The sequence below is a fragment of the Streptomyces flavidovirens DSM 40150 genome, assembly GCF_000429085.1.
Taxonomy (GTDB): Bacteria; Actinomycetota; Actinomycetes; order Streptomycetales; family Streptomycetaceae; genus Streptomyces; species Streptomyces flavidovirens.
Genome location: NZ_AUBE01000002.1, coordinates 467386 through 489792, shown reverse-complemented (window position 1 = coordinate 489792; position 22407 = coordinate 467386). Strand labels below are relative to the sequence as shown.

Genomic DNA, 22407 nt, shown 5'->3' with positions numbered 1-22407 from the left:
GGCGAAGGCTATCGCCCGCTCCACCTCACGCCACGCGGGGGTGCGGCGTGCCGCGCCGGGCCGCCCCCAGGAGACCCCGTACGGACAGCGCCACACCCGTGGCGAGGAGACCGGCGGCGACCGACATGCCGAGGGAGCCGTACAGCGGCAGGGCGATCCCGACGGCGCCGCCCACCACCCAGGCCATCTGGAGCAGCGTCTCCGACCGCGCGAACGCGGACGTACGCACCTCCTCGGGTACGTCCCGCTGGATCAGCGCGTCCAGCGACAGCTTGCCCAGCGCCTGGCACAGGCCGGCCGTCGCACCGAGCACCGCCACCATCAGCCCGCCGAAGAACAGGGCGGCGCAGACGGCCACGCCCAGCGTCAGCCCCAGCACGGTCGCGATGATGAGTTCGGGACCGCGCGCCTTGAGCCAGGCACCGATGGCCGTACCGCAGGCATTGCCCACACCGGCCGAGACGCCGACGACCGCCAGCGACACGGCCGCGCTCTGCCCGGAGAGCGGATGCTCGCGGATGAGGAACGCCAGGAAGAAGATCAGGAAGCCGGAGAGGCTGCGCAGCGCCGCGTTCGCCTGGAGGCCGTGCAGTACGGAAGGGCCGACGGTCCGCAGGCCGGGGCGGCGCGGCGCGTGCCCGTGCTCCAGCAGCATGGCCTTCCGCTCGCCCTTCGCGGAGTCGACCTTGTGCGGCATCGTGAAGGCCAGGACCGTACCGGCGACGAACAGAGTGAACGCGCCGTACAGCGGCCAGGCGGGCCCGATCTGTTGCAGCCCCACCCCGACCGGCGCGGCGGCGCCCGTCGCGAGCAGCCCGGCCAGGGTCACCCGCGAGTTGGCCTTGACGAGGGAGAAACCGGGCGGGAGAAGACGTGGCACGACGGCGCTCCGTACGACGCCGTACGCCTTCGAGGACACCAGCACGCCCAGCGCCGCCGGGTAGAGCTCAAGTCCGCCCGTCGCCACCGCGCCCGACATGGCGAGCGCGAGCAGCGCGCGGGCCAGCATGGCGCCGGCCATCGCGGCCCGGCGGCCGTGCGGAATCCGGTCCAGGAGAGGGCCGATCACCGGGGCGAGGAGGGTGAAGGGGGCCATGGTGACGGCGAGATAGAGAGCGACGCGGCCCCGCGCCTCGTCGGTGGGGACGGAGAAGAAGACGGTGGAGGCGAGGGCCACGGTGACCATGACGTCGCCCGCGCCGTTCACTGCGTGCAGCTCGATCAGCTTGCCCAGGCCCGACTCGCCCGCGCCGTGCGCGTGCGTGGCGCGGCGGATTCCCTTCGCCGTACCCGTGAAAGGAAGGTGCAGGGCACGGCCGACCGCCCGGCCCGTTCTGCGGAGTGGACCGGATCCGTCGGACGACTGTGCGGCAGCCACCCCGTCATAGTGCCCCAAGCCCTGCCGGGTCGAACGGGAAACGTGGCGGACGGCGCAGGTGAACCACCACTCCGGGCATTCCGGACTCATCGCCGGTGTCCGCGCTGTATCTCTGCGAAATCTCTGGGAATCTCTGCCGGATCTCTCGGGCCTTCCCGCCGCAAAGACGGCCGCACAGGTGGGCCGAGGGCGGCAGAGGGGGTAGCGTGCACAGCGCGCCACCGGCGGTTGTCCTCGGCCGCGCGCCTCTTCGTCATCCCGCAGAATGGGTGGTGGAAAGTGCGCCCGAGACCGAGACGAGTCGGGCGAGGCGCGGACGTCGACGCGGCCCTTTGGTCCGCTCCGCCCGCAGCTCGCACCTCGTATCTCGTACCTCGTACGGGCATCCGTTGGCGCACCCGTGAGACGGCGTAGGAGAGAAGCGAGACCTGTGAGTGCTGCGACGACGCGAAGCCGAACCCCCGACCGCCTGTGCGCCGAGGCGGTAGACCTTGCCCGGCGGGCGGCCGAGGAGGCCGCCTTCCCCGGCGTGGTCGGCGAGCATGTCTCCCTCTTCGCCGAGGGTGACCGGGTGGTCACCCACCTCTTCGAATGCAAGGAACCCGGTTACCGGGGCTGGCGCTGGGCGGTGACGGTCACCCGCGCCTCGCGGGCCAAGCTGGTCACCATCAACGAGACGGTGCTCCTGCCGGGACCGGACTCGCTGCTGGCGCCGGAGTGGGTGCCGTGGAGCGAGCGGCTGCGGCCGGGGGACATGGGTCCCGGCGACCTGCTCCCCACCGAGGCGGACGACCTGCGCCTGGAACCCGGCTACACGGGCGAGGACGAGCCGCCGCCGGACTCCGCCGTCTCGGAGGAGATGGCGGAACTCGTCGAGGCGGAGGACGCCGAGGTCACGGGCGGCCCGCCGGCGACGCTGCCGCTGGTCCCCACGCGGGGGTCGATCGCGGCGGTCGCCGAAGAGCTGGGGATGCGGCGGGCGCGCGTCCTGTCGCGCTACGGGCTGCACATCGCGGCGGACCGCTGGGACGAGTCGTACGGCGCGAAGACCCCGATGGCGCAGGCCGCGCCGGCGACGTGTGTCTCGTGCGCTTTCCTCGTGCCGCTGGCGGGGTCGCTGCGCCAGGCGTTCGGTGTCTGCGCGAACGAGTACTCCCCGGCGGACGGCCATGTCGTGTCGCTCGCGTACGGCTGCGGGGGGCACTCGGAGGCGGCGGTCATGCCGAAGCCGATGCGGCCCGCGCCGCCGGTGCTCGACTCGATGGCCACCGACGCGTTCCCGCTCCGCCCGGACCCGGAGGGCGGCTCGGTCCCGGCCACCCCGGACGCGACGGAGGACCTGGGCCACTCGTGACCCGGGGCGCGGGAGCCCGCCGCCCGGGACTTTCCCCACCCGCCCCTTCCCGCTGTGACACTTTGCGGCTCCGCCGCGTGAGGGGCCAGCCCCAGACCCCGGACGCCCTCCGGGCAACTTCCAGCCCCTCCGGCGTTTGAGGAGCGGGGTCTGGGGCGGAGCCCCAGTTCGGGAAGGGGCGGGTCGGGGAAAGTCCCGCGCAGCGGCTCCCACCGCAGCCGTACCCGTAACCGCCGCACAGCGACCCCGGCGGTGACGTGGCCGTCGCACGGGCGTCGGCGCGGGATACTTGCGCCCCGTAGACACGGGTAGGCGTCAGTAGTCGGCGATCAGCACCAGCGATCAGCCATCCGTACCTCAGGACGAGCGGAGACAAGCGTGAGCGTCAGGGCCACCGACGAGGCCGACCCCTTCGGGACGGCGCGGCTGCGGCGTGGGGTGCTCGATGCGTGGAGCGCCAGTCCCGCCCGGTTCCGCGAGGACGCCAACGCCGAGGAGGACCTCGCCCTCGGCGGCTACCGCGATCGTCTCGTGGTCGAGCTGGCCCAGAACGCCGCCGACGCCGCCGCCCGCGCCGGCGTAACCGGCCGGCTCCGCCTCACTCTGCACGCGGCCACCGCCGACGCCCCCGCGATCCTCGCCGCCGCCAACACCGGCGCCCCCCTCGACGCCGCCGGGGTCGAATCGCTCAGTACGCTCCGCGCCTCCGCCAAGCGCGAGGAGACGGACGGCGCCGTCGGCCGCTTCGGTGTCGGGTTCGCCGCCGTACTCGCCGTCAGCGACGAGCCCGCCGTCCTCGGCCGGCACGGCGGTGTCCGCTGGTCCCTGGCCGAGGCCAGGGAACTGGCCGTGGGCGCCGCCCAGCACGCCCCCGGACTCGGCGAAGAGCTGCGGCGCCGCGACGGCCACGTACCCCTCCTGCGGCTCCCGCTCCCGGCGGAAGGCTCCGCCCCCGCCGGCTACGACACCGTCGTGGTCCTGCCCCTGCGCGACGGCGGCGCCGTAGACCTCGCCCAGCACCTCCTCGAAGCCATCGACGACGCGCTGTTGCTGACCCTTCCCGGCCTCGCCGAGGTCGTCGTCGAAACCCCCGACGGCACCACCCGTACGCTCACGCGCGCCGAGCACGACGCGTACGTACACATCGACGACACCGCACGCGGCGCCACCCGCACCACCCGCTGGCGCACGGTCACCCGCTCCGGCGCCCTGGCTCCCGCCCTCCTCGCCGACCGGCCCGTCGAAGAGCGCCTGCGCCCCCACTGGGCCGTCACCTGGGCCGTTCCGGTGGACAGCGAGGGAGCCCCGCAGCGCCCCCTCACCGCGCCCGTCGTGCACGCCCCGACGCCGACCGACGAACCCCTCGGCGTACCGGCGCTCCTCATCGCGTCGCTGCCGCTCGACACCACCCGCCGCCACCCCGCGCCGGGCCCGCTCACCGACTTCCTCGTGCAGCGCGCCGCCGACGCGTACGCCGAACTGCTCGGCGAGTGGGAGCCGGTGTCCACCGGGACGGTCGACCTCGTCCCCGGCCCGCTCGGCAAGGGCGAGCTGGACGGCGCCCTGCGCGCCGCCGTCATCGAGCGGCTGCCCCGCGTCGCGTTCCTCGCGCCGGCCGCGCCGTCCGAGGAGCTCACCGCGCTGCGCCCGTTCGAGGCGGAAGTCGTCGAGGGCGCGGGCGCCGACACCGTCCGCGTCATGGCCGAAGTGCTGCCGACCCTGCTGCCCGCCGGCCTCGAACGCCGCGCCGAGCTCCGCACCCTCGGCGTCGGCCGCCTCCCCCTCGGCGACGCCATCGAGCGCCTCGCGGGCGTCGAGCGTGAGCCGTCCTGGTGGCGGCGGCTGTACGAGTCCCTGGCGGGCGTCGACCCGGACCGCCTGTCCGGGCTGCCGGTTCCACTGGCAAGCGGCCGTACGGTCATCGGTCCCCGGCAGGTCCTCCTGCCCCTGGCCGGCGACGCGGACGCCGCCGCCCCCGAGCAGCTCGCCCGCCTCGGCCTCAAGGTCGCCCACCCCGACGCGACCCACCCCCTCCTCGAAAAGCTGGGCGCGCTCCCCGCCACCCCCCGCGCCGTCCTCACCACCCCGCAGGTGCGTGCCGCCGTCGCCGCCTCCATGGACGAGGGCGGCCAGATCTGGGACGAGGACGCCCCCGACGCCGAGGAGCTGGCGGAAACCGTCCTGGCCCTCGTACGGGACGCCGACCTGTCGCCCGGCGACGAGCCGTGGCTCGGCGCGCTCGCGCTGACCGACGAGGACGGCGAACTCTCGCCCGCCGGTGAACTCGTCCTGCCCGGCAGCCCGTTCGCGCAGATCATGCGCGAGGGCGAACTGGCCCTGTGCGACGCCGAACTGGCCGCCCGCTGGGGCGAACAGCCGCTCACCGCCTGCGGCGTCCTGGCCACCTTCGCGCTCGTACGCACAACGGATATTGTTCTCGATCCGGACGAGTTCGAGCCGCGCGACGGGGACTTCGCCGAGCCCGACGACGCGGGGCTGCTCGACGCCGTGGACGTGTGGTGCGAGGACATCCTCGACCAGTTGCCGGAGACCTCCGTGCCGCCGGTCGCCACCGAGATCGTCGCCGTACGGGACCTGGACTTGGTCGACGACGACAAGTGGCCGCAGGCCCTCGCGCTCCTCGCCCAGCCGCCGCTGCGGGACGCGCTGACCCAGCCCGTGCGCGTACTCCTGCCGGACGGGACGACGCAGTCCGTACGCCCGTACACCGCCTGGTGGCTGCGCGACCACCCCGTGCTCGGCGGCCGCCGTCCGGCCGGTCTGCGCTCGGCGGGCGGCGACCCCCTCCTCGAAGGGCTCTACACCTCCGCGAACGCGACCGGTTTCGACGACGAGCAGGTGCTGAGGGCGCTCGGCGTACGGACGTCCGTCGCGGCGCTGCTGGACGAGCCCGGTGGCGCGGCCGAGCTCCTCGGCCGCCTCGCGGACCCGGACCGTACGGTCACCGCGCCCCAACTCCACGCGCTGTACGGTGCTCTGGCCGACCTCGACCCCGAGCAGGTCACCCTCCCCGACGAGCTGCGCGCGGTCATGGACGGCGAGGTGCGGGTGGTCGACGCGTCGGAAGCGGTGGTCGCGGACGCCCCCGACCTGCTGCCGCTCACCTCGGGGCTGCCGCTGCTGCCGGTGGCCCCGTCCCGCGCCGCCGACCTGGCGGAACTGCTCCAGGTGCGCCGCCTCAGCGAGTCGGCGGAGGCCGAGGTGACGTCGGAGGGTGTGGAGCGAGAGGTTCCGGAAGCGGTACGGGTCCTCCTCGGTGCCGGCACCCCGGCGACGTATATCGAACACGAGGAACTGCGCGCGGGCGGAGTCGAGCTGGACTGGCGACGTACGCCCGACGGCATCGTCCACGCGGCCACGCTGGAGGGCGTGGCGGCGGGACTTGCCTGGTCGGCGGGCCAGTGGCCGCGTCGTTTCGAGGTGGCGGCACTGATCGAAGACCCCTCGCGGACGGAAGAATTGGCGCGGGATCGCTGGTTCGACTGAGTTAATTGTTTACGAACTCTCCAAGGGATCCCTACACTTCGTTCGACACTCCAAGATCCCGCCGGGGGGAAACGCGGCGGGGTCGCATCCATGTGGGGACTTACATACATGCGCATACGTGCCACTGTGGCCGCCGTTTCCGGCGCCCTGGCTCTGTCCGCCCTCGCTGTCCCGGCCGCTCAGGCCGAGGACGCGCCGAAGGCGGGTGGCCTGTCGGCTTTCTCCGGCCAGGCCCAGTCCGACGACGTCGTCGGTGACACCAAAATCACGAATGTCGTCATCAACGGCGGCAAGAACATCGTTCTCGGCACGACTGCGGCCAAGACGATCACCGTCTCGGTCACGGCGACCGACAACTCCGGGATCGACGACGCGGACGTTGCCCTCTGGCACGGTTCCTCGGTCGACGATCCTGACGGCTTCCTCCTCACGAACGAGGAGACCGCCACCTGCACGGCGAGCAGCGCCACGACAACCTGCAAGCACACCATCACGGTGGACCCGCAGGCCGACCTGTACAAGAACTCCCTGGCCGGCACGTGGAAGGTCGCGGCCATCGCCTGGGCCAAGGACGGCGACTACATGGAGAAGGACGCGTACAAGACACACCGCGTCCAGCGCTTCTCGAAGCTGACGGTCAACGCCGCGCCCGAGCCGGTCGTGAAGGGCAAGCCCATCACGGTCACGGGCAAGCTCTCCCGCGCCAACTGGGAGACCTCCACCTACGCGGGCTACACCGGCCAGCCGGTGAAGCTTCAGTTCCGCAAGGCCGGTACCAGCACGTACACCACGCTCAAGACGGTGACCACGAACAGCACCGGCAACCTGAAGACCACCGTCACCGCCGCTTCGGACGGCTACTGGCGCTGGAGCTTCGCGGGTACGTCCACCACCCCCGCGGTCTCCGCGGCCGGTGACTACGTCGACGTGCGCTAAGCACTGACGCCCCCGTTTCCGGGGGCGGCGGCAGTCGTCCCGGAGCCTCACCCGCTCCGGGACGACTGCCGCGCCGTATGTCGCACGTGTACGTCGCACGTGTACATCGCTCGGCGCGCGCCGAGCGCTCAGGATTCCGCCCTGGGGGAAAAGCGGGGGGGGACCGCATCAATCGTGGGGACATTCATGCGCATTCGTGCCACTGTGGCCGCCGTTTCCGGCGCCCTGGCTCTGTCCGCCCTTGCCGTCCCGGCCGCTCAGGCGGACGGTGGCCACGGTGACACCGCCATCACCAAGGTGGTGGTCAACGGCGGCAAGAACGTCGTGGTCGGCACCACCGAGGTCAGGACGTTCACCGTGGCGGTCACAGCCGCGGACGACTCAGGGATCAGCGGCGCCGACCTCGCCCTGAACGGGCCGGGCTTCGGCTCGCTGGAGCCAGCCGACGTCGACTGCCTGGACAACACCTGCACCGGCACCTTCTCGGTCGACCCCCGCGTCGACCTGGCCTACGCCAACGAGAAGGCCGGCACCTGGTACGTCGACGCCTGGCTGAACGCGGAGGACGGCGACTACGTCTGGAAGCAGAAGGCGGCCTCCTTCAAGCTCCAGCGCCAGTCCACGCTTTCGGTCAACGCCGCGCCCGAGCCGGTCGTGAAGGGCAAGCCCATCACGGTCACGGGCAAGCTGGCCCGCGCCAACTGGGAGACGTTCACGTACGCGGGCTACACCGGCCAGCCCGTGAAGCTCGAGTTCCGCAAGGCCGGCACCAGCACGTACACCACCCTCAAGACGGTGACGACGAACGGCACCGGCGCTCTGAAGACGACCGCCACGGCGGCGTCCGACGGCTACTGGCGCTACGCGTTCGCGGGTACGACCACCACCCCCGCCTTTACCACCGCCGGTGACTACGTCGACGTGCGCTGAGCAGGCGAGGCACGCGAGGCACGCGAGGCACGCGAGGCACGCGAGGCACGCGAAGGACAGCCCCCGCTAAGCGGGGAAGCGGCGGCCGACCCAGCGCCACACCAGCTCCAGGCCGGCCGCCGCCACCGCCGCGACGCCCACCGCCGTCCACGGCATGGTCGTACCGACCAGCCGCAGCGCGAAGAAGTCCTGCAGCCACGGCACCACCAGCACGACCACGAAGCCGAGACTCATCGCGGCCACCAGGCCGACGCGCCACCAGGTGTACGGGCGGGCGATGATCGCCAGCACCCAGATCGACACCAGGAAGAGCGTCAGCGTCGCCACGCTCGTCTCGGCGGGCAGGGCGTCCGGCCCCGAGTAGTGGGTGCGGGCGAGCAGGTACGTACAGAACGTCGCGGACGCGGCGATGATGCCGCCGGGGATCGAGTACCGCATCACCCTGCGGACGAAGTGCGGCTGGGCCCGCTCCTTGTTCGGCGCCAGCGCCAGGAAGAACGCCGGGACGCCGATCGTCAGCGTCGACAGCAGCGTCAAGTGCCGCGGCAGGAACGGGTACTCGACCTGCGAGCAGACCACCAGGATGGCCAGCAGCACCGAGTAGACCGTCTTCGTCAGGAAGAGGGTCGCGACCCGCGTGATGTTGCCGATGACCCGGCGCCCCTCGGCCACCACCGAAGGCAGCGTCGCGAAGCTGTTGTTGAGCAGCACGATCTGCGCGACCGCCCGCGTGGCCTCCGACCCCGAGCCCATCGCGACCCCGATGTCGGCGTCCTTGAGCGCGAGTACGTCGTTGACGCCGTCGCCCGTCATCGCGACCGTGTGGTCCTTCGACTGGAGCGCCGCCACCATCTCGCGCTTCTGCTGCGGGGTGACGCGGCCGAAGACGGCGTTCTCGTCGAGCGCCCGGGCCATCTCCTTCCGCTCGTCGGGCAGCGTGCGGGCATCCACGGCGTTCGCGGCGCCCGGCATGTCGAGCTTGGCCGCCACCGCGCCGACGGACACCGCGTTGTCGCCGGAGATGACCTTCGTGGCGACGTCCTGGTCGGCGAAGTACCGGAGGGTGTCGGACGCGTCGGGGCGCAGCCGCTGCTCCAGGACGACCAGAGCCGTCGCGTCCGAACCGTCCTTGACCCGCGGGTCGTCGAGCGCTCCTGTGACGCGGGTGAGCAGCAGCACACGCAGTCCCTGCTGGTTGAGCAGGTCGATCTCGTCGAGGTACGGATCGCCCTTCGGCAGCAGTACGTCGGGTGCGCCGAGCAGCCACGAGCTGCTGCGGCCGTCGCCCTCGGTGAAGCTCGCCCCGCTGTATTTGCGGGCGGACGAGAAGGGGAGCGACTGCGTGCAGCGCCAGGAGTCGGTTTCCGGGTAGGCATTCTTGATCGCCTGCAGGCTGGCGTTCGGCCGCGGGTCGGACTCACCCAGGGCACCGAGCACGGTGTGTACGTACGTCTCCCGCGCCCGCGCCCCCGTCCCTGTCCCTGTCCCCGTCCCCTGCGCGGTCTCCACGCCCGCCCCGTTCAGGGTCCGTACCTCCGTGACGTCCATGCCGCCCTCGGTGAGCGTGCCCGTCTTGTCGAGGCAGACGACGTCGACCCGCGCGAGGCCCTCGATCGCGGGCAGTTCCTGGACGAGGCACTGTTTGCGGCCGAGCCTGATCACACCTACCGCGAAGGCGACCGAGGTGAGCAGCACCAGGCCCTCGGGGATCATCGGGACGATGCCGCCGACGGTGCGCGCGATCGAGTTCTTGAGCTCGTTGTCCTTGACGACGAGCTGGCTGATGATCAGGCCGATCGAGGTCGGAACCATCAGCCAGGTGACGAACTTGAGGATCTGGTTGATGCCGCTGCGCAGCTCGGAGTGGACGAGCGTGAAGCGGGACGCCTCCTCGGCGAGCTGGGTGGCGTACGCCTCGCGGCCGACCTTGGTGGCGGTGAACGCGCCGCCGCCCGCGACGACGAAGCTGCCGGACATCACCTGGTCGCCGGGCTGCTTGAGCACCGGATCGGCCTCGCCGGTCAGGAGCGACTCGTCGACCTCCAGGCCGTCGGTCTCGACGACCTCGCCGTCGACGACGGCCTTGTCACCGGGCCCGAGTTCCACCAGGTCACCGAGGACGATCTCGGAGGTGGACACCTCGGCGGAGACCCCGTCGCGGCGGACCCTCGGCCTGGCCTCGCCGATGACGGCGAGGCTGTCGAGAGTCTTCTTGGCACGCAGTTCCTGGACGATGCCGATGGCGGTGTTGGCGACGATGACGAAGCCGAAGAGGCTGTCCTGGATCGGCGCGACGAAGAGCATGATCACCCATAGCACGCCGATGATCGCGTTGAACCGGGTGAAGACGTTGGACCGGACGATCTCGGTGGCGGAACGCGAGCTGCGCACCGGTACGTCGTTGATCTCGCCGCGGGCGACCCGCTCGGCCACTTCGGCCGCGGTGAGCCCGGTGGACCTCGGCGCGGCGACGACCCCGCCCGCGTGGTCCGCGTCCGCCCCGCCTGCCCCGTCCGCGTCGTTTGTTCCGTCCGCGTCGATCTTTGCCCGCTGCGTCATGGTTCCGACCGTACGACCGGATGTGCTGCTTGACCCGTCGAGTGGCAGGAGATCGGCCTGGGGTAGGACGGCGGGGCGGCGGGGATGGGCCCTGGGTCGTACGGCGCCCCTGGCTTCAGGGCCGGGGGCAGGGGCAGGGCCAGGTCGGGGTGAGGTTCGGGATCAGGGTCAGGTCCGGAATCAGGGTGTGTCGCGCCGGGCGTCCGCCGCCTTCGCCGCGTCTGCCGCCTCGGCCACCTTCGCCGCCTTCGCGGCCTCCGCGCGCTTGATCGCCGCTTCGCGCCCGCGCACGTACCAAATGCCGATCAGTCCGAGTCCGGCGCCGGCCAGGCAGGTCCACACCCACCACGCCGAGCCGCGGTCGTCGAACCAGCCGTAGAAGGGGAGCTGCACCAAGAAGAGGGCGAACCAGAGGATCGTGCCGCCGACGATGGTGGCGACGACGGGCCCCTCAAGGGGCTCGGGTGCCTCGTGCTTGGGGGTCCACTTCGCCATGGGCACAGTGTAGGCGGCACATACATGAGCGCGGCGAGGCCGGGAGCCCCAAGGTCTACGCGCGGAGATAGCGATCTTTCCCTTATGTATTCATACTGAAACGGCTTTGGTCTGACTGGTTCTGTTCGTCCGAACATCCAGGGTCGACCGTTTCCAGTTCACTCCCTTAGCTCCCCCTTCTTCCGCATGAGGTCACGCATGTCTCCCTCGGCCACGGCTCCGGTCGACGCCCAGCAGCCGCCGTCTCCCCCGGAGTCGCGGAACGGTCTCGACCGCTTCTTCCGGATCTCCGAGCGGGGCTCCACCGTCGCGCGTGAGATCCGGGGCGGTCTCGCCACCTTCTTCGCGATGGCCTACATCATCGTGCTGAACCCGATCATCCTCGGCAGCGCGAAGGACATGTACGGGCACCAGCTCGACGGCGGCCAGCTCGTCACCGCCACCGTGCTGACCGCCGCGTTCTCCACGCTGCTGATGGGCGTCATCGGCAACGTGCCGATCGCGCTCGCCGCCGGCCTCGGCGTCAACACCGTGGTCGCCCTCCAGCTCGCGCCCCGCATGAGCTGGGCCGACGCGATGGGCATGGTCGTACTCGCCGGATTCGTCGTGATGCTGCTGGTCGCGACCGGGCTGCGCGAGCGCGTGATGAGCGCGGTGCCGATCAGCCTGCGCAAGGGCATCGCCATCGGCATCGGTCTCTTCATCATGCTGATCGGCCTGGTCGACTCGGGCTTCGTCTCCCGCATGCCGGACGCCGCGCACACCACCGTCCCGCTCCAGCTCGGCGCCGACGGCCACCTCAACGGCTGGCCGGTGCTGGTCTTCGTCCTCGGCGTACTGTTGACGCTCGCACTGATCGTCCGCAAGGTGCCCGGTGCGATCCTCATCTCGATCGTCGTGATGACCGTCGTCTCCGTCGTCATCAACGCCGTCGCCGACATCCCGTCCTGGGGCCTGACGACGCCCGAATGGCCCGGAAACCCGCTCGCCTCTCCCGACTTCGGTCTGGTCGGCCAGGTCAGCATCTTCGGCGGCTTCGAGAAGGTCGGCCTGCTGACCGGCGTGCTCTTCGTCTTCACCGTGCTGCTGTCCTGCTTCTTCGACGCGATGGGCACGATCCTCGGCGTCAGCGACGAGGCCAAGCTGCTGGACGAGAAGGGCAACCTCCCCGGCGTCAACAAGGTGCTGCTCATCGACGGCATCGCCGTCGCCGCCGGCGGCGCCACCTCCAGCTCCGCTACCACCTGCTTCGTGGAGTCCACCGCCGGTGTCGGCGAGGGCGCGCGCACGGGCCTGGCGAACGTCGTCACCGGCGGCCTCTTCGCCGTGGGGCTGTTCCTGACGCCGCTGGTCACCATGGTGCCGTCGCAGGCCGCCACACCCGCCCTGCTCGCGGTCAGCTTCCTGATCCTGTCCGGCTCCATCAAGGACATCGACTGGAGCGACTACACGCTCGCGATCCCGGCGTTCCTGACGATGGTGATGATGCCGTTCACGTACTCGATCACGAACGGCATCGGCATCGGCTTCGTCGCCTTCTGCGTACTGCGACTGGCGGCGGGGCGCGGGCGCGAGGTGCCGGTGGCGATGTACGCGGTGTCGGCGGTCTTCGCCTTCTACTACCTGATGCCGGCGCTGCAACTCACGTGAGTCATGTGAGTCCTGTGAGTCCTGTGAGTCCTGTGAGTCACGTAAGGCCGTAGAACTTCTCTGTCTCGTCGACCGCCGTCTTGAAGCGTTCGTCGAAGTCGTCGCGAATGAGCGTCCGGACCACATAGTCCTGGACGCTCATTCCGCGTTTGGCGGCATGGTCCCGGAGACGGTCGTGCAGGTCCCCGTCTATCCGCAGGCTGAGCACTGTCGATCGCATGGGGGACAGGGTTACGTTGCCGCCCCCGGCGGCGCGTCACTTTCCGCAGTGGGCTCACTCGTACGGGTGATGTTGGGTGATGTTGTCAATCGGCTGGTCTTTAGGGTTGCTAATGAGCTAGGCTAAGTACATGCCTGACCTGTCGCACGACGCCAATGCTGCCGCCGTGAACTCCCTGCGCTCGGCCGTCATGCGGCTGGGCCGACGCCTGAAGCATCAGCGCGTCGACGAATCGCTGAGCCCCACCGAGATGTCGGTGCTCGGCACCCTCGCCCGCTGCGGCTCGGCCACCCCCGGTGAGCTGGCCCGCAAGGAGCATGTGCAGCCGCCGTCGATGACCCGCATCGTGGCGCTGCTCGAAGCCAAGGGACTGGTCAGGCTGGAGCCGCATCCCGACGACCGCCGGCAGAAGGTGGTCACCCAGACGGAGACCGCCGAGGCGATGCTCGAAGAGAGCCGCCGCAAGCGGAACGCCTGGCTGGCCGGCCTCGCCGAAGGTCTGGACGAGGACGAATGGGCGAAGCTGCGCGCTGCCGCCCCCGTCCTGGAGAAGCTCGCACACCTCTGACCCCGCGCGCCGCCAAGGAGGCGAACCCACTTTGAGTACGGGATCCGGAGCAGACTCCGCCCCCGCACCGAACACCCACGACGAGACTCTTACCAAGCGATACAAGCGGCACAAGCAGCACCAGCAGCACAAGCAACACAAAGGGACGACGGGCATGTTCTCGTCCCTGAAGATCCGCAATTACCGGCTCTTCGCCACCGGCGCCGTCATATCCAACACCGGTACGTGGATGTCGCGCATCACCCAGGACTGGCTGGTCCTCGACCTCACCGGGTCGGCGGCGGCCGTCGGTATCACCACGGCCCTCCAGTTCCTGCCGATGCTGCTCTTCGGCCTGTACGGCGGTGTCATCGCCGACCGGTACCCGAAGCGGACGCTTCTGCTCTTCAGCCAGGCCGCCCTCGGTCTGTGCGGAGTGGCGCTCGCCGCCCTCACGCTCTCCGGCCACATCCAGGTCTGGCACGTCTACCTGATCGCGTTCCTGCTCGGCATGGTCACGGTCGTCGACAACCCGGCCCGGCAGTCCTTCGTGTCCGAGATGGTCGGACCCGACCAGTTGCGCAACGCCGTCAGCCTCAACTCGGCGAACTTCCAGTCGGCCCGCCTGATCGGCCCCGCCGTCGCGGGTGTGCTGATCACGACGGTCGGCAGCGGCTGGGCGTTCATGCTCAACGGCCTGTCCTTCCTCGCCCCGCTCGCCGGTCTGCTGTTGATGCGCCAGAGCGAGATGCACAAGGTGGAGCGGGCGCCGCGCGGCAAGGGCCAGCTCCGGGAAGGCCTGCGTTACGTCAAGGGCCGCCCCGAGCTGATCTGGCCCATCGTCCTCGTCGGCTTCGTCGGCACGTTCGGCTTCAACTTCCCGATCTGGCTGAGCGCTTTCGCCGACGGCGTCTTCCACGGCGGAGCCGGGCTGTACTCCTTCTTCAACATCCTGATGGCGGCCGGCTCGCTGGCCGGCGCACTGCTGTCCGCCCGCCGCCGCTCCTCGCGGCTGCGGATGCTGGTGGCCGCCGCGATGGCCTTCGGCCTGCTCCAGATCACGGCGTCGTTCTCGCCCGCCCTGTGGCTGTTCGCGCTGCTGCTGGTCCCCATCGGCATGCTCGGCCTGACGGTCAACATCACCGCCAATACGAGCGTCCAGATGGCGACCGACCCCGCGATGCGGGGCCGCGTGATGAGCCTCTACATGATGGTCTTCGCAGGCGGTACGCCGGTGGGCGCGCCCATCCTCGGCTGGGTCACCGACACCTACGGCGCGCGCGTCGGCTTCGCGACGGGCGGCGTGATCTCGCTCCTGGCGGGCATCGGCGTGGCGATCGTACTGGCGCGCCTGGGGGGCCTGCGCCTCAAGGTGGACCTGCGCCGGGGAAGGCAGCATGTGGCGTTCGTACCGAAGGTGCCGAAGGCCCTGGAAGAGGGCGCCGTACGCCCGAAGGAACTGGCGACGGTGGCGTGACGCGAGCGTGAAGCGCGTGACGCGCCTTACACGCGACGCGGCCCCGGACACTCGGAGTGTCCGGGGCCGCGTGGTGTTCTGGGGGCTGTGTTGGGTATTGCCTATTGCTGGGCCCAGCGGTCCAGATGCTTGGCGAGTTCGCGCACGCCTTGGGCCCCCGGCTGGAGTGTGGCCAGGGCTTCCCGTAGCTGCTCCTGCTTGGGGCGCAGCCGGAAGCCGTTGGCCGCCATGAACGAACGCGCCGCGCCGAACGCCAAGGTCTTGTTCTCGTGCTCAAGGGGCTTGAGCAGGGCGATCGTCTGCATCAGAGCCGCCGCCTTGAAATGCACGGATTGGTACACCTCGTAGCCGAACGCCTCGGCCCGGGTGCGGGCGCAGGCGGCGATCAGGGAGCCGAGGTCGTCGGGCTGGGGATCGCCATGAAGCTCCTCGGCCGCCCAGAGGAGATCTGTGAGGTCCAGATGGTTCGTCGTCATGCGGCAACGGACTCCGTACTGGGCGGGGCGTCGGTGTCGGCGTCGCCGTCTGTGTGCTGCGCCGCCGCCTCCACCCTGTCAGCCGCGTCGGCCTCCGCGAGTACGTCGCCGTACAACTCCATCGTTTCGCGGAACGCGGCCTTGAAGCGCTCCACGAACTCGTCGCGCTGGAGGGTCGTGACGACGTACTCCTGGACCGTCATGTCACGAGCCGCCGCCCGCTCCTTGATGGACTCAAGGGAGTCGCTGTCTATCCGCACGCTGAGCATCCTGGTAGCCATGCCGCCATGTTTGCATGGTGTCTGCGCAGGTGAAAGTGGAAGTGCACGTTCGGGTGGGAAGCGACCGCAGTCGATCATCACGTGCCGGAAACTGGTCGTATGAGACTCTTCGCCGCCGTACTTCCGCCCGCCGAGGCCATCGACGAACTTGCCGTCGCCGTCGACCGGCTGCGTGCCCTCCCCGGCGCGGGCGGCCTGCGCTGGACGGGCCACGACGGCTGGCACTTCACGCTCGCCTTCCTCGGGGAGGTGGACGAGGAGATCCTCCCCGTCATCGAGGAACGCTTCGGCCGCGCCGCCGCTCGCCAGGACCCCTTCTCCCTCCGCGTCCACGGCGGCGGCCACTTTGGCCGCCGCGCGCTGTGGGCCGGGGCGGCCGGCGGCCTCGACGCGATGCGGCTGCTCGCGGACCGTGCGGACGCGGCGGCGCGGCGGGCCGGGGTGGCGATGGAGGAGCACCGGGCGTACAAGGCGCACCTCACGATCGCCCGGAGCCGCACCGGCTTCGACACGGACCTTCGGCCGTACGTCGAGGCGCTCGCCCACTTCGAGGGCACGGCCTGGACGGTGGGTGAGCTTGCTCTCGTACGCAGCAACCCGCCGGTCCCCGGCGTGCCGGGCGCCCAGCCGCGGTACGAGCCGGTGAGGGTCTGGCCGCTGGGGCGCTGAGGTGGGGGTGGGGGGGAGGGGGACAGAGTGAGCGCAGGGGCGGCAGGGAGGTGCGGTGCTCCGGGCGGTTACGCTCGATGCGTGGACCCGAAAAGCAGAAACCGGATCATGGCCGGTGCACTCGTGCTGTTGCTCGTCGTCGTCGCCGTGGCGGCCGCGGTCGGCGCGTGATCGGCTGACGGGGCGGCCGGGCCGCCGACCCGGCTAGTCGCCTTGGCGGCCGTGGCCGCCGACGCGTACTGCCGACGTAGACGTAGGGCGCCGATGCTCGACGCCCTACGACCGACGTCCGGCGACACCCGGCTCCGCCGTACCTACCAGGCGAAGGCCTCAGGAGACGGCCCCGGCCCCGGGAAGATCTCGTCCAGCGACGCCAGCACCTCCTCCGTCAGCTCCAGCTCCACCGCGCGCAGCGCCGACTCGAGCTGCTCCGCCGTACGCGGCCCCACGATCGGCCCCGTGATCCCCGGCCGCGTGAGCAGCCAGGCGAGGGCCGCCTCGCCGGGCTCCAGCCCGTGCTTGTCCAGCAGGTCCTCGTACGCCTGCACCTGCGCGCGCACGGTCGTGTTCGCGAGCGCGTCCGCCGACCGCCCGGACGAGGAGCGGGCCGCCCCGCCCTCGCGCTCCTTGCGCAGTACGCCGCCGAGCAGCCCGCCGTGCAGCGGCGACCACGGGATGACCCCGAGCCCGTACTCCTGGGAGGCCGGGATCACCTCCATCTCGGCGCGCCGTTCGGCGAGGTTGTAAAGGCACTGCTCGCTCACCAGCCCGTACGATCCGAGCCGCCGCGCGGTCTCGTTGGCGCGCGCGATGTGCCAGCCGGCGAAGTTCGACGACCCGGCGTACAGGATCTTGCCCTGCTGGACGAGTACGTCCACGGCCTGCCAGATCTCCTCGAACGGCGTGCGCCGGTCGACGTGGTGGAACTGGTAGAGGTCGATGTAGTCGGTCTTCAGCCGCCTGAGGCTGGCCTCGACGGAGCGGCGGATGTTGAGGGCGGAGAGGCGGTCGTGGTTCGGCCAGGGAGGCGTGTCGTCGAGCGACATGTTGGCGTACACCTTGGTGGCGAGGACGGTTTTGTCCCGCCGGTCGCCGCCCTTCGCGAACCAGGAGCCGATGATCTCCTCGGTGCGCCCCTTGTTGGCGCCCCAACCGTAGGCATTGGCAGTGTCGAAGAAGTTGACGCCGGCCCCGAGAGCGGCGTCCATGATGCTGTGGCTGTCGGCCTCGCTCGTCTGGGGCCCGAAGTTCATCGTGCCGAGGACGAGGCGGCTTACCTTGAGTCCCGTGCGTCCGAGTTGCGTGTACTTCATGGTTGCCAAGCCAACGCCTTCGAGCGCGCTCGAAGCAAGGGGACGTGCGTGGAAGTCGCCTCGGAATAAAGCGGTTTGAGGCGGCGCTGGCCCCGGCAGATGGCACTGGCCGATTGAAAGGTGTGTGAGCGCGCGATGAGTGATACCCGTTCAGTGGTTGAGGAGCTGTACCGCCGGATAGGCGAGGGCGAGGGTGACTGCGGGGGTGACCGCGGGGCATTGGGTGAGCTCTTCGCGGAGAAGCTGGAGTGGGACATCTACGGTGCGGAGACCGTGCCGTGGGCCGGGCCGCGCGGCACACGTGAGGAAGTCGTGGAGTTCTTCCGGTCGCTGCCGGATCACCTGCGGGCAGAGGAGTTCGCGGTGGAACGCATCCTCGTCGACGGCGAACACGCGGTGGCACTGGGGCACATGAGGCACATCGTGCTGGCGACGGGCAAGGTCTTCGACTCGCCGTTCGCTTTCCACATCAAGGTCGAGGGCGGCCTGATCACGCGCTACATCACGTTCGAGGACAGCTTGGCGCTGGCGCGGGCGTTCGAGAGCTAGGAGAGAGCTGGGGAAGAGCTGGGCCGGGTAGGTCGCCCAGAAACTGGGGCCGGCGCGGCTGGAATCGCCCCCGTGAAGGCCGTTGGCGGGGGAGGGGTGGTGACGGCGGCCCCGCCTGTGGGTGGGGCCTTTCCCGTCCCGGTCCGAGCCCTTCAGGTGGCCGCTCATGCCCGGCCCACGGCGCCCTAACGTGCGGTCTGACCTGGGCTTTTGTGTTCTGTGGGCCTACGATTCCCCCGTCGCGGAAATCGGGGAAGGGGACCGCCTGGACCGGAACATACGCACGGTGGACGATGTGCTGAAGCTCCTGGACGGCCTGTTCGCGCGGGACGCCGACCGCTGGACGGCAGACGCCGCCGAGTGGTGGGACGGCTTCTACGCGGACCGGGACAAGCCGGTGCCGTTCTTCGTGGCGAAGCCGGACGAGAACCTCGTCTCGTACGCCGACCGAGGCCTGATCACTCCTGGCCGCGCCCTCGACCTGGGCTGCGGACCGGGCCGTAACGCGCTCCACCTCGCCTCGCTGGGCTGGGAAGTGGACGCGATCGACCTGTCCCCGCAGGCCATCCCTGGGCGGAGGACCGCGCGCGGGAGGCGGGGGCAGAGGGGGCCGGGGTCCGGTTCCACTGCGCCGACGCCTTCGCCCTCACCGCCGCCGAACTGGCCGAACTGGGTGGCCCGTACGACCTGATCTACGATTCCGGCTGCTTCCACCACCTGCCGCCGCACCGCCGCGTCAGCTACCTCGCGCTTCTCGACCGGGCACTCGCGCCGGGCGGGCACTTCGCGCTCACCTGCTTCGCGGCGGGCGAGCAGGGCATGGGCTCCGAGGTCCCCGACCCGGACCTGTACCGCGAGTCCCGGCTCCATGGCGGTCTCGCCTACACACCGGAGTCGCTGCGGTGGATCTTCTCCGACGGCCTGACGGAGATCGAGCTGCGCCGCATGCACGACGAACCGCCCGAGTCCCCGGCCTTCGGCGAAGCCTTCCTCTGGACTGGCCTGTTCCGCCGCGACGCGCAGATTGGGTGACGATCAGCGGTCGTTGCGGTACGCCGCGACGAAGGCCGACCAGGTGGTGGGGGAGAGGGTGAGGGCGGGGCGGGTGGTGTCTTTGGAGTCGCGGATGTGGATGTGGGTGGGGGTGCTCGCGATTTCGACGCAGGCCCCGCCCTGGTCGCCGCTGTAGCTGCTCTTGCACCAGTTGAGATCTGTATTCATAGCGTGCCTGCCACCTGCTCAATCAGTTTCGCGGAATCTTCGGGGCTGAGTGCCTGGGCTCGCAGAATGCCATACCGGGCGAACAGGTCGCTCAGGTCCGGCTGTTCGGCGACGAAGTAACTGCCGCTTTGGCCTTCGATGTACGCAAGCTGGCGACGTTCCGCTGTGTCCAGCAGAATCATTGGGCCGTTGAGCGCGGCATGAGTCTCGCGGTCCGGCGGCATGACTTGGATCTCGACGTTCCGCAGCCGGGCGATGCCCAGTACATGGTGCAGTTGCTCCTTCAGGACCTGCGAACCACCGATGGGGCGGGTGAGAGCGATCTGCTCCAGAACGAAGCTGATGACTGGCGCGGGCCTGCGCTCGAACAGCTGCTGACGTTCCAGCCGGTTGGTTACCCGGCCTTCGATCTCTTCGTCATCCAGTGGCGGGCAGTGGCAGTTGAAGACAGCTCGCGCGTACGCCTCGGTCTGGAGGAGGCCCGGAACCAGGTGATTCTCGTACCAGTGAACGACGGCCGCCTTCTCTTCCTCCTCCGCGTATTCCTGAAACCAGGAGGGGAGATGGCTGGCCTTCAGCTCCTTCGCGACAGCTACAAGTGCACCTTGTGCACCCAGCACCTCGTCGGCGTTCGGGACGAACCTGTCCTTCGGCGGGCGCTCCCCTCTCTCCACCATGGCGACTTGGGACTTGGAGAAGCCGATGTGGCGGCCGAGTACCTCCTGTGTCATGGATGCGCGCTCTCGGTAGAAGCGCAGCAGCGCGCCGAACATCTTCGTCTTGCCGGAGCCTCGTTTACTGGTGTGCACAAAGTCCTCCCCGGAGTGCACAGACCTGCACAGCCACGTGTGGTGCTGGTCACATTCAACTCCCGTGCGCAATCGTCTGTTTCATGAACAGAGAAACTGCGCCCTCATGGGTGCCCGCCTCCGGGCATGCCCTGCGACATGCCGGAATCCACTTCGACGCGGTCCGGATTGCAGGGATCCTGGGTGAGCAGGCGGCGTACGAACTGCTCCAGTTCACGGACTTCCGGGCCGGGCCGATCGTCCGCGAAGACACCGGCGCGCGGAACATGTACTTCCTGTTGCCACCGCAAACCGCCGCCTCCCATCGCTGGCCGGCAGGCGTACGCGCGCTGAGCCGCAACGCGGGGTGTGCGGCGTTCGTCGGCGTACCGGCGCTGAGCGGGATGACCTGGCCGCTGCGGTGGCAGTCGCGGCCGACGGTGGAAGTGCCGTTCGTCGACGGCGAGTTGTTGGGCGAAATGGCCGAACGGGCGGTCCGTGCTGTACGGTGACCGCGTCATCACGCTCCGTTAAGACGGAGCGGTCCCCGGCGGTGCTAACGACACCGGCCGAGGACCTACACACCGACTGGATCAGAGGTCCAACGGGATGCTTCGGCATGCTATCGCGCCCTCGCGCGATTATCTGAAGGCCCCGCACGCGATCGTGCGGCATTCACGCCTCAACAACGACGCGAAGATGCTCCTGCTGTACGTACTCGGGCTGCCCGAGAGCAGGTGCGGCAAGCCTCTCGGCGAGCACGCCGCCAGGCTGGGGATCAAGCCGCGTGCGTACCAGAAGGCCAAGGCGCTGCTGGTCGAGTGCGGGTTTCTGCGGGAGGACAAGCGGCAGAACGAGCGCGGGCGTTGGGTTACTGAGCAGGTGGTGACCAACGACGTTGCCGTGTCACCGAGTGTGCGTTTTTCGGCGGTCGGTGATTCGACCGATCGGGTGGTCGGCGGCTCCCCTACGGAGGATGAAGAACAGGAGAAGAAGAACACTCCCCACCCCCCACCCGAACCCGGACCCGGATCCGAACTCGGACCCTTCACGGCTTGGGCAGGGGAAGGCGAAGGCGAAGGGGGAGGTGAAGGTGAAGTCTCGTACGAACCTCCTGTCGGGCGCGCGGATGTCCCGGCTGGCGAACCGCCGGACGAGCTGCGTGGTGACTCGCCGAGGCAGAGCGCGTGTTGCTGTCGCTGCGTCGCCTCGACCGGAACCTGCACCTGGGCGTACGGGAGGCGCGGGGGCTGGTGGAGATGGCGGGCGAGTGGCTGCGGCGTGGGGTTTCGCCCGGGGAACTGCGGCGGGCGCTGAGTACGGGGCTGCCGGTGAACGGGGTGAGGTCGGCTGTCGGCTTCCTGCGGCATCGGCTGGTGCAGAAGATGCCGGAGGTGCCGCCCGTCGCCCGCCCACTCGACACGGCGGCGCTTCCGCCGGATCGCGTCCGGAGCGAGTTGGTGCTGTGCGCGGGGCCGGGCGATGACCACGCGTTCAGGCCGGTGGCGGGCGAGACGGAGTGCGGCGAGTGCCGCAGGGCGTCGGCCAGGGCGGCAGCGGGCTACGAGCCCCGGCCGCGTACCGAGACCGTACGCGCGCCATGGCGGGAACGGGTCGCGGCGGCCGGGGTCGGTCCGGCGTGAGGCGGGAGTGCCGCGCGCGGGGGCCACTTGGGGGTGTTACGGGGGCGTTGACCGCTTCTGCTGAAGGGGCCGCCCTTTGCGGGAGTGTGGCGGTGGAGGGGTGGGCGTAAAGGGCGCTCCTGCGTCGCGTCGCCTACGGCGATTCCGCTCCGCTCCACCCTTGACACCCACCCCTCCACCGCTGGTTCTTTACGGGGGGCGGCCCCCGGGGGCGGGCCCCGGCGCAAGCCCGCATGTGTGCTCGGCTGCCGCTGCCGTGTGGCAGGTGTGTGGGTGGGGCGCGGTCGGTCCGGGGGTGGCTCGGCCCCTGGCTCAGCGACTGCGGCAACGGCCGCTGGTGCGACACCGCACTACTCACGCACGCACGCCCAGGTGGGCGGACGGCCGACGGGGTTGGCCGACCTGCGGGCGGCT

20 protein-coding genes and 1 pseudogene are annotated in these 22407 nt (G+C 70.3%); 12 read left to right on the top strand and 9 right to left on the bottom strand.

The genetic code is table 11. The features are described from left to right. Positions 1-25: 25 nt before the first annotated feature. Complete coding sequence (locus G412_RS0104960; protein WP_028811084.1) at positions 26-1378, bottom strand: MFS transporter; 1353 nt, start codon at positions 1376-1378, stop codon at positions 26-28. Between the two features lie 430 nt (positions 1379-1808). Here G412_RS0104960 and G412_RS0104955 point away from each other — a divergent pair, with 430 nt between their 5' ends. From G412_RS0104955 to G412_RS0104940, 4 genes are all read left to right on the top strand, one after another. Next, positions 1809-2732, top strand: a complete 924-nt coding sequence (locus tag G412_RS0104955; protein WP_028811083.1) for a DUF3027 domain-containing protein — start codon at positions 1809-1811, stop codon at positions 2730-2732. A 378-nt stretch (positions 2733-3110) separates the two neighbouring features. After that, positions 3111-6239, top strand: a complete 3129-nt coding sequence (locus G412_RS0104950) for a sacsin N-terminal ATP-binding-like domain-containing protein (RefSeq protein WP_028811082.1) — start codon at positions 3111-3113, stop codon at positions 6237-6239. A gap of 108 nt (positions 6240-6347) precedes the next feature. Continuing rightward, positions 6348-7175: a DUF5707 domain-containing protein gene (locus G412_RS0104945; RefSeq protein WP_028811081.1), complete on the top strand. Its 828-nt coding sequence runs from the start codon at positions 6348-6350 to the stop codon at positions 7173-7175. 186 nt (positions 7176-7361) lie between these two features. Next, entirely contained in the window at positions 7362-8105 is a 744-nt protein-coding gene (locus G412_RS0104940) for a hypothetical protein (protein WP_028811080.1), read from the top strand. A gap of 66 nt (positions 8106-8171) precedes the next feature. On the opposite strand, the gene G412_RS0104935 is transcribed toward G412_RS0104940, so the two are convergent. Further along, positions 8172-10664: an HAD-IC family P-type ATPase gene (locus G412_RS0104935; RefSeq protein ID WP_028811079.1), complete on the bottom strand. Its 2493-nt coding sequence runs from the start codon at positions 10662-10664 to the stop codon at positions 8172-8174. 180 nt (positions 10665-10844) lie between these two features. Next, positions 10845-11159: a DUF2530 domain-containing protein gene (locus G412_RS33375; protein WP_037647642.1), complete on the bottom strand. Its 315-nt coding sequence runs from the start codon at positions 11157-11159 to the stop codon at positions 10845-10847. 198 nt (positions 11160-11357) lie between these two features. On the opposite strand from G412_RS33375, the gene G412_RS0104925 reads away from it, so the two are divergent. Further along, the gene (locus tag G412_RS0104925; RefSeq protein WP_028811078.1) at positions 11358-12809 is read left to right on the top strand and encodes an NCS2 family permease; all 1452 of its coding nucleotides are present in this window, start codon (positions 11358-11360) and stop codon (positions 12807-12809) included. Between the two features lie 37 nt (positions 12810-12846). On the opposite strand, the gene G412_RS37715 is transcribed toward G412_RS0104925, so the two are convergent. Further along, positions 12847-13029: a type II toxin-antitoxin system HicB family antitoxin gene (locus tag G412_RS37715; protein WP_028811077.1), complete on the bottom strand. Its 183-nt coding sequence runs from the start codon at positions 13027-13029 to the stop codon at positions 12847-12849. Positions 13030-13159: 130 nt separating this feature from the next. Here G412_RS37715 and G412_RS0104915 point away from each other — a divergent pair, with 130 nt between their 5' ends. Further along, the gene (locus tag G412_RS0104915; RefSeq protein ID WP_028811076.1) at positions 13160-13597 is read left to right on the top strand and encodes a MarR family winged helix-turn-helix transcriptional regulator; all 438 of its coding nucleotides are present in this window, start codon (positions 13160-13162) and stop codon (positions 13595-13597) included. A 31-nt stretch (positions 13598-13628) separates the two neighbouring features. Then, positions 13629-15053: an MFS transporter gene (locus G412_RS33370; RefSeq protein WP_037647641.1), complete on the top strand. Its 1425-nt coding sequence runs from the start codon at positions 13629-13631 to the stop codon at positions 15051-15053. 101 nt (positions 15054-15154) lie between these two features. On the opposite strand, the gene G412_RS33365 is transcribed toward G412_RS33370, so the two are convergent. Together G412_RS33365 and G412_RS40725 are read right to left on the bottom strand one after the other, a co-directional pair. Continuing rightward, complete coding sequence (locus tag G412_RS33365) at positions 15155-15529, bottom strand: hypothetical protein (RefSeq protein WP_051338136.1); 375 nt, start codon at positions 15527-15529, stop codon at positions 15155-15157. Beyond that, positions 15526-15810, bottom strand: a complete 285-nt coding sequence (locus G412_RS40725) for a hypothetical protein (RefSeq protein WP_037647640.1) — start codon at positions 15808-15810, stop codon at positions 15526-15528. Before G412_RS40725 ends, G412_RS33365 begins: the two co-directional genes overlap by 4 nt. A 99-nt stretch (positions 15811-15909) precedes the next feature. Between G412_RS40725 and thpR the strand changes: the two genes are divergently transcribed. Continuing rightward, a complete protein-coding gene (gene thpR, locus G412_RS0104895) occupies positions 15910-16479 on the top strand; it encodes an RNA 2',3'-cyclic phosphodiesterase (RefSeq protein ID WP_028811075.1) in 570 nt (189 codons plus the stop codon). Between the two features lie 314 nt (positions 16480-16793). On the opposite strand, the gene G412_RS0104885 is transcribed toward thpR, so the two are convergent. Next, positions 16794-17792, bottom strand: coding sequence for an aldo/keto reductase (locus G412_RS0104885; protein WP_028811074.1), 999 nt, complete (start codon positions 17790-17792; stop codon positions 16794-16796). Between the two features lie 135 nt (positions 17793-17927). On the opposite strand from G412_RS0104885, the gene G412_RS0104880 reads away from it, so the two are divergent. Both G412_RS0104880 and G412_RS33355 read left to right on the top strand, forming a co-directional pair. Next, entirely contained in the window at positions 17928-18341 is a 414-nt protein-coding gene (locus tag G412_RS0104880; RefSeq protein WP_028811073.1) for a nuclear transport factor 2 family protein, read from the top strand. A gap of 265 nt (positions 18342-18606) precedes the next feature. Beyond that, positions 18607-19373 (top strand): annotated as a pseudogene (locus G412_RS33355) (class I SAM-dependent methyltransferase). A 3-nt stretch (positions 19374-19376) separates the two neighbouring features. On the opposite strand, the gene G412_RS0104870 reads toward G412_RS33355, so the two are convergent. Both G412_RS0104870 and G412_RS0104865 read right to left on the bottom strand, forming a co-directional pair. Then, positions 19377-19562 (bottom strand): DUF397 domain-containing protein, encoded by a 186-nt coding sequence (locus G412_RS0104870; protein ID WP_028811072.1) that lies wholly within the window; start codon positions 19560-19562, stop codon positions 19377-19379. Then, positions 19559-20335, bottom strand: coding sequence for a helix-turn-helix domain-containing protein (locus tag G412_RS0104865; protein ID WP_028811071.1), 777 nt, complete (start codon positions 20333-20335; stop codon positions 19559-19561). Before G412_RS0104865 ends, G412_RS0104870 begins: the two co-directional genes overlap by 4 nt. A 119-nt stretch (positions 20336-20454) precedes the next feature. Between G412_RS0104865 and G412_RS0104860 the strand changes: the two genes are divergently transcribed. Together G412_RS0104860 and G412_RS33350 are read left to right on the top strand one after the other, a co-directional pair. Next, the gene (locus tag G412_RS0104860; RefSeq protein ID WP_028811070.1) at positions 20455-20862 is read left to right on the top strand and encodes a hypothetical protein; all 408 of its coding nucleotides are present in this window, start codon (positions 20455-20457) and stop codon (positions 20860-20862) included. A 675-nt stretch (positions 20863-21537) separates the two neighbouring features. Beyond that, positions 21538-21993: a hypothetical protein gene (locus G412_RS33350; protein ID WP_051338135.1), complete on the top strand. Its 456-nt coding sequence runs from the start codon at positions 21538-21540 to the stop codon at positions 21991-21993. The last annotated feature ends 414 nt before the right edge of the window (positions 21994-22407 follow it).

Coding starts and splice junctions, on each gene's coding strand:
- G412_RS0104945 (WP_028811081.1), top strand. CDS start 6,348: ATGCGCATACGTGCCACTGTGGCCGCCGTTTCCGGCGCCCTGGCTCTG.
- G412_RS0104940 (WP_028811080.1), top strand. CDS start 7,362: ATGCGCATTCGTGCCACTGTGGCCGCCGTTTCCGGCGCCCTGGCTCTG.
- G412_RS0104935 (WP_028811079.1), bottom strand. CDS start 10,664: ATGACGCAGCGGGCAAAGATCGACGCGGACGGAACAAACGACGCGGAC.
- G412_RS33375 (WP_037647642.1), bottom strand. CDS start 11,159: ATGGCGAAGTGGACCCCCAAGCACGAGGCACCCGAGCCCCTTGAGGGG.
- G412_RS0104925 (WP_028811078.1), top strand. CDS start 11,358: ATGTCTCCCTCGGCCACGGCTCCGGTCGACGCCCAGCAGCCGCCGTCT.
- G412_RS37715 (WP_028811077.1), bottom strand. CDS start 13,029: ATGCGATCGACAGTGCTCAGCCTGCGGATAGACGGGGACCTGCACGAC.
- G412_RS0104915 (WP_028811076.1), top strand. CDS start 13,160: ATGCCTGACCTGTCGCACGACGCCAATGCTGCCGCCGTGAACTCCCTG.
- G412_RS33365 (WP_051338136.1), bottom strand. CDS start 15,529: ATGACGACGAACCATCTGGACCTCACAGATCTCCTCTGGGCGGCCGAG.
- G412_RS40725 (WP_037647640.1), bottom strand. CDS start 15,810: ATGGCTACCAGGATGCTCAGCGTGCGGATAGACAGCGACTCCCTTGAG.
- thpR (WP_028811075.1), top strand. CDS start 15,910: ATGAGACTCTTCGCCGCCGTACTTCCGCCCGCCGAGGCCATCGACGAA.
- G412_RS0104885 (WP_028811074.1), bottom strand. CDS start 17,792: ATGAAGTACACGCAACTCGGACGCACGGGACTCAAGGTAAGCCGCCTC.
- G412_RS0104880 (WP_028811073.1), top strand. CDS start 17,928: ATGAGTGATACCCGTTCAGTGGTTGAGGAGCTGTACCGCCGGATAGGC.
- G412_RS0104870 (WP_028811072.1), bottom strand. CDS start 19,562: ATGAATACAGATCTCAACTGGTGCAAGAGCAGCTACAGCGGCGACCAG.
- G412_RS0104865 (WP_028811071.1), bottom strand. CDS start 20,335: ATGTTCGGCGCGCTGCTGCGCTTCTACCGAGAGCGCGCATCCATGACA.
- G412_RS0104860 (WP_028811070.1), top strand. CDS start 20,455: ATGAACAGAGAAACTGCGCCCTCATGGGTGCCCGCCTCCGGGCATGCC.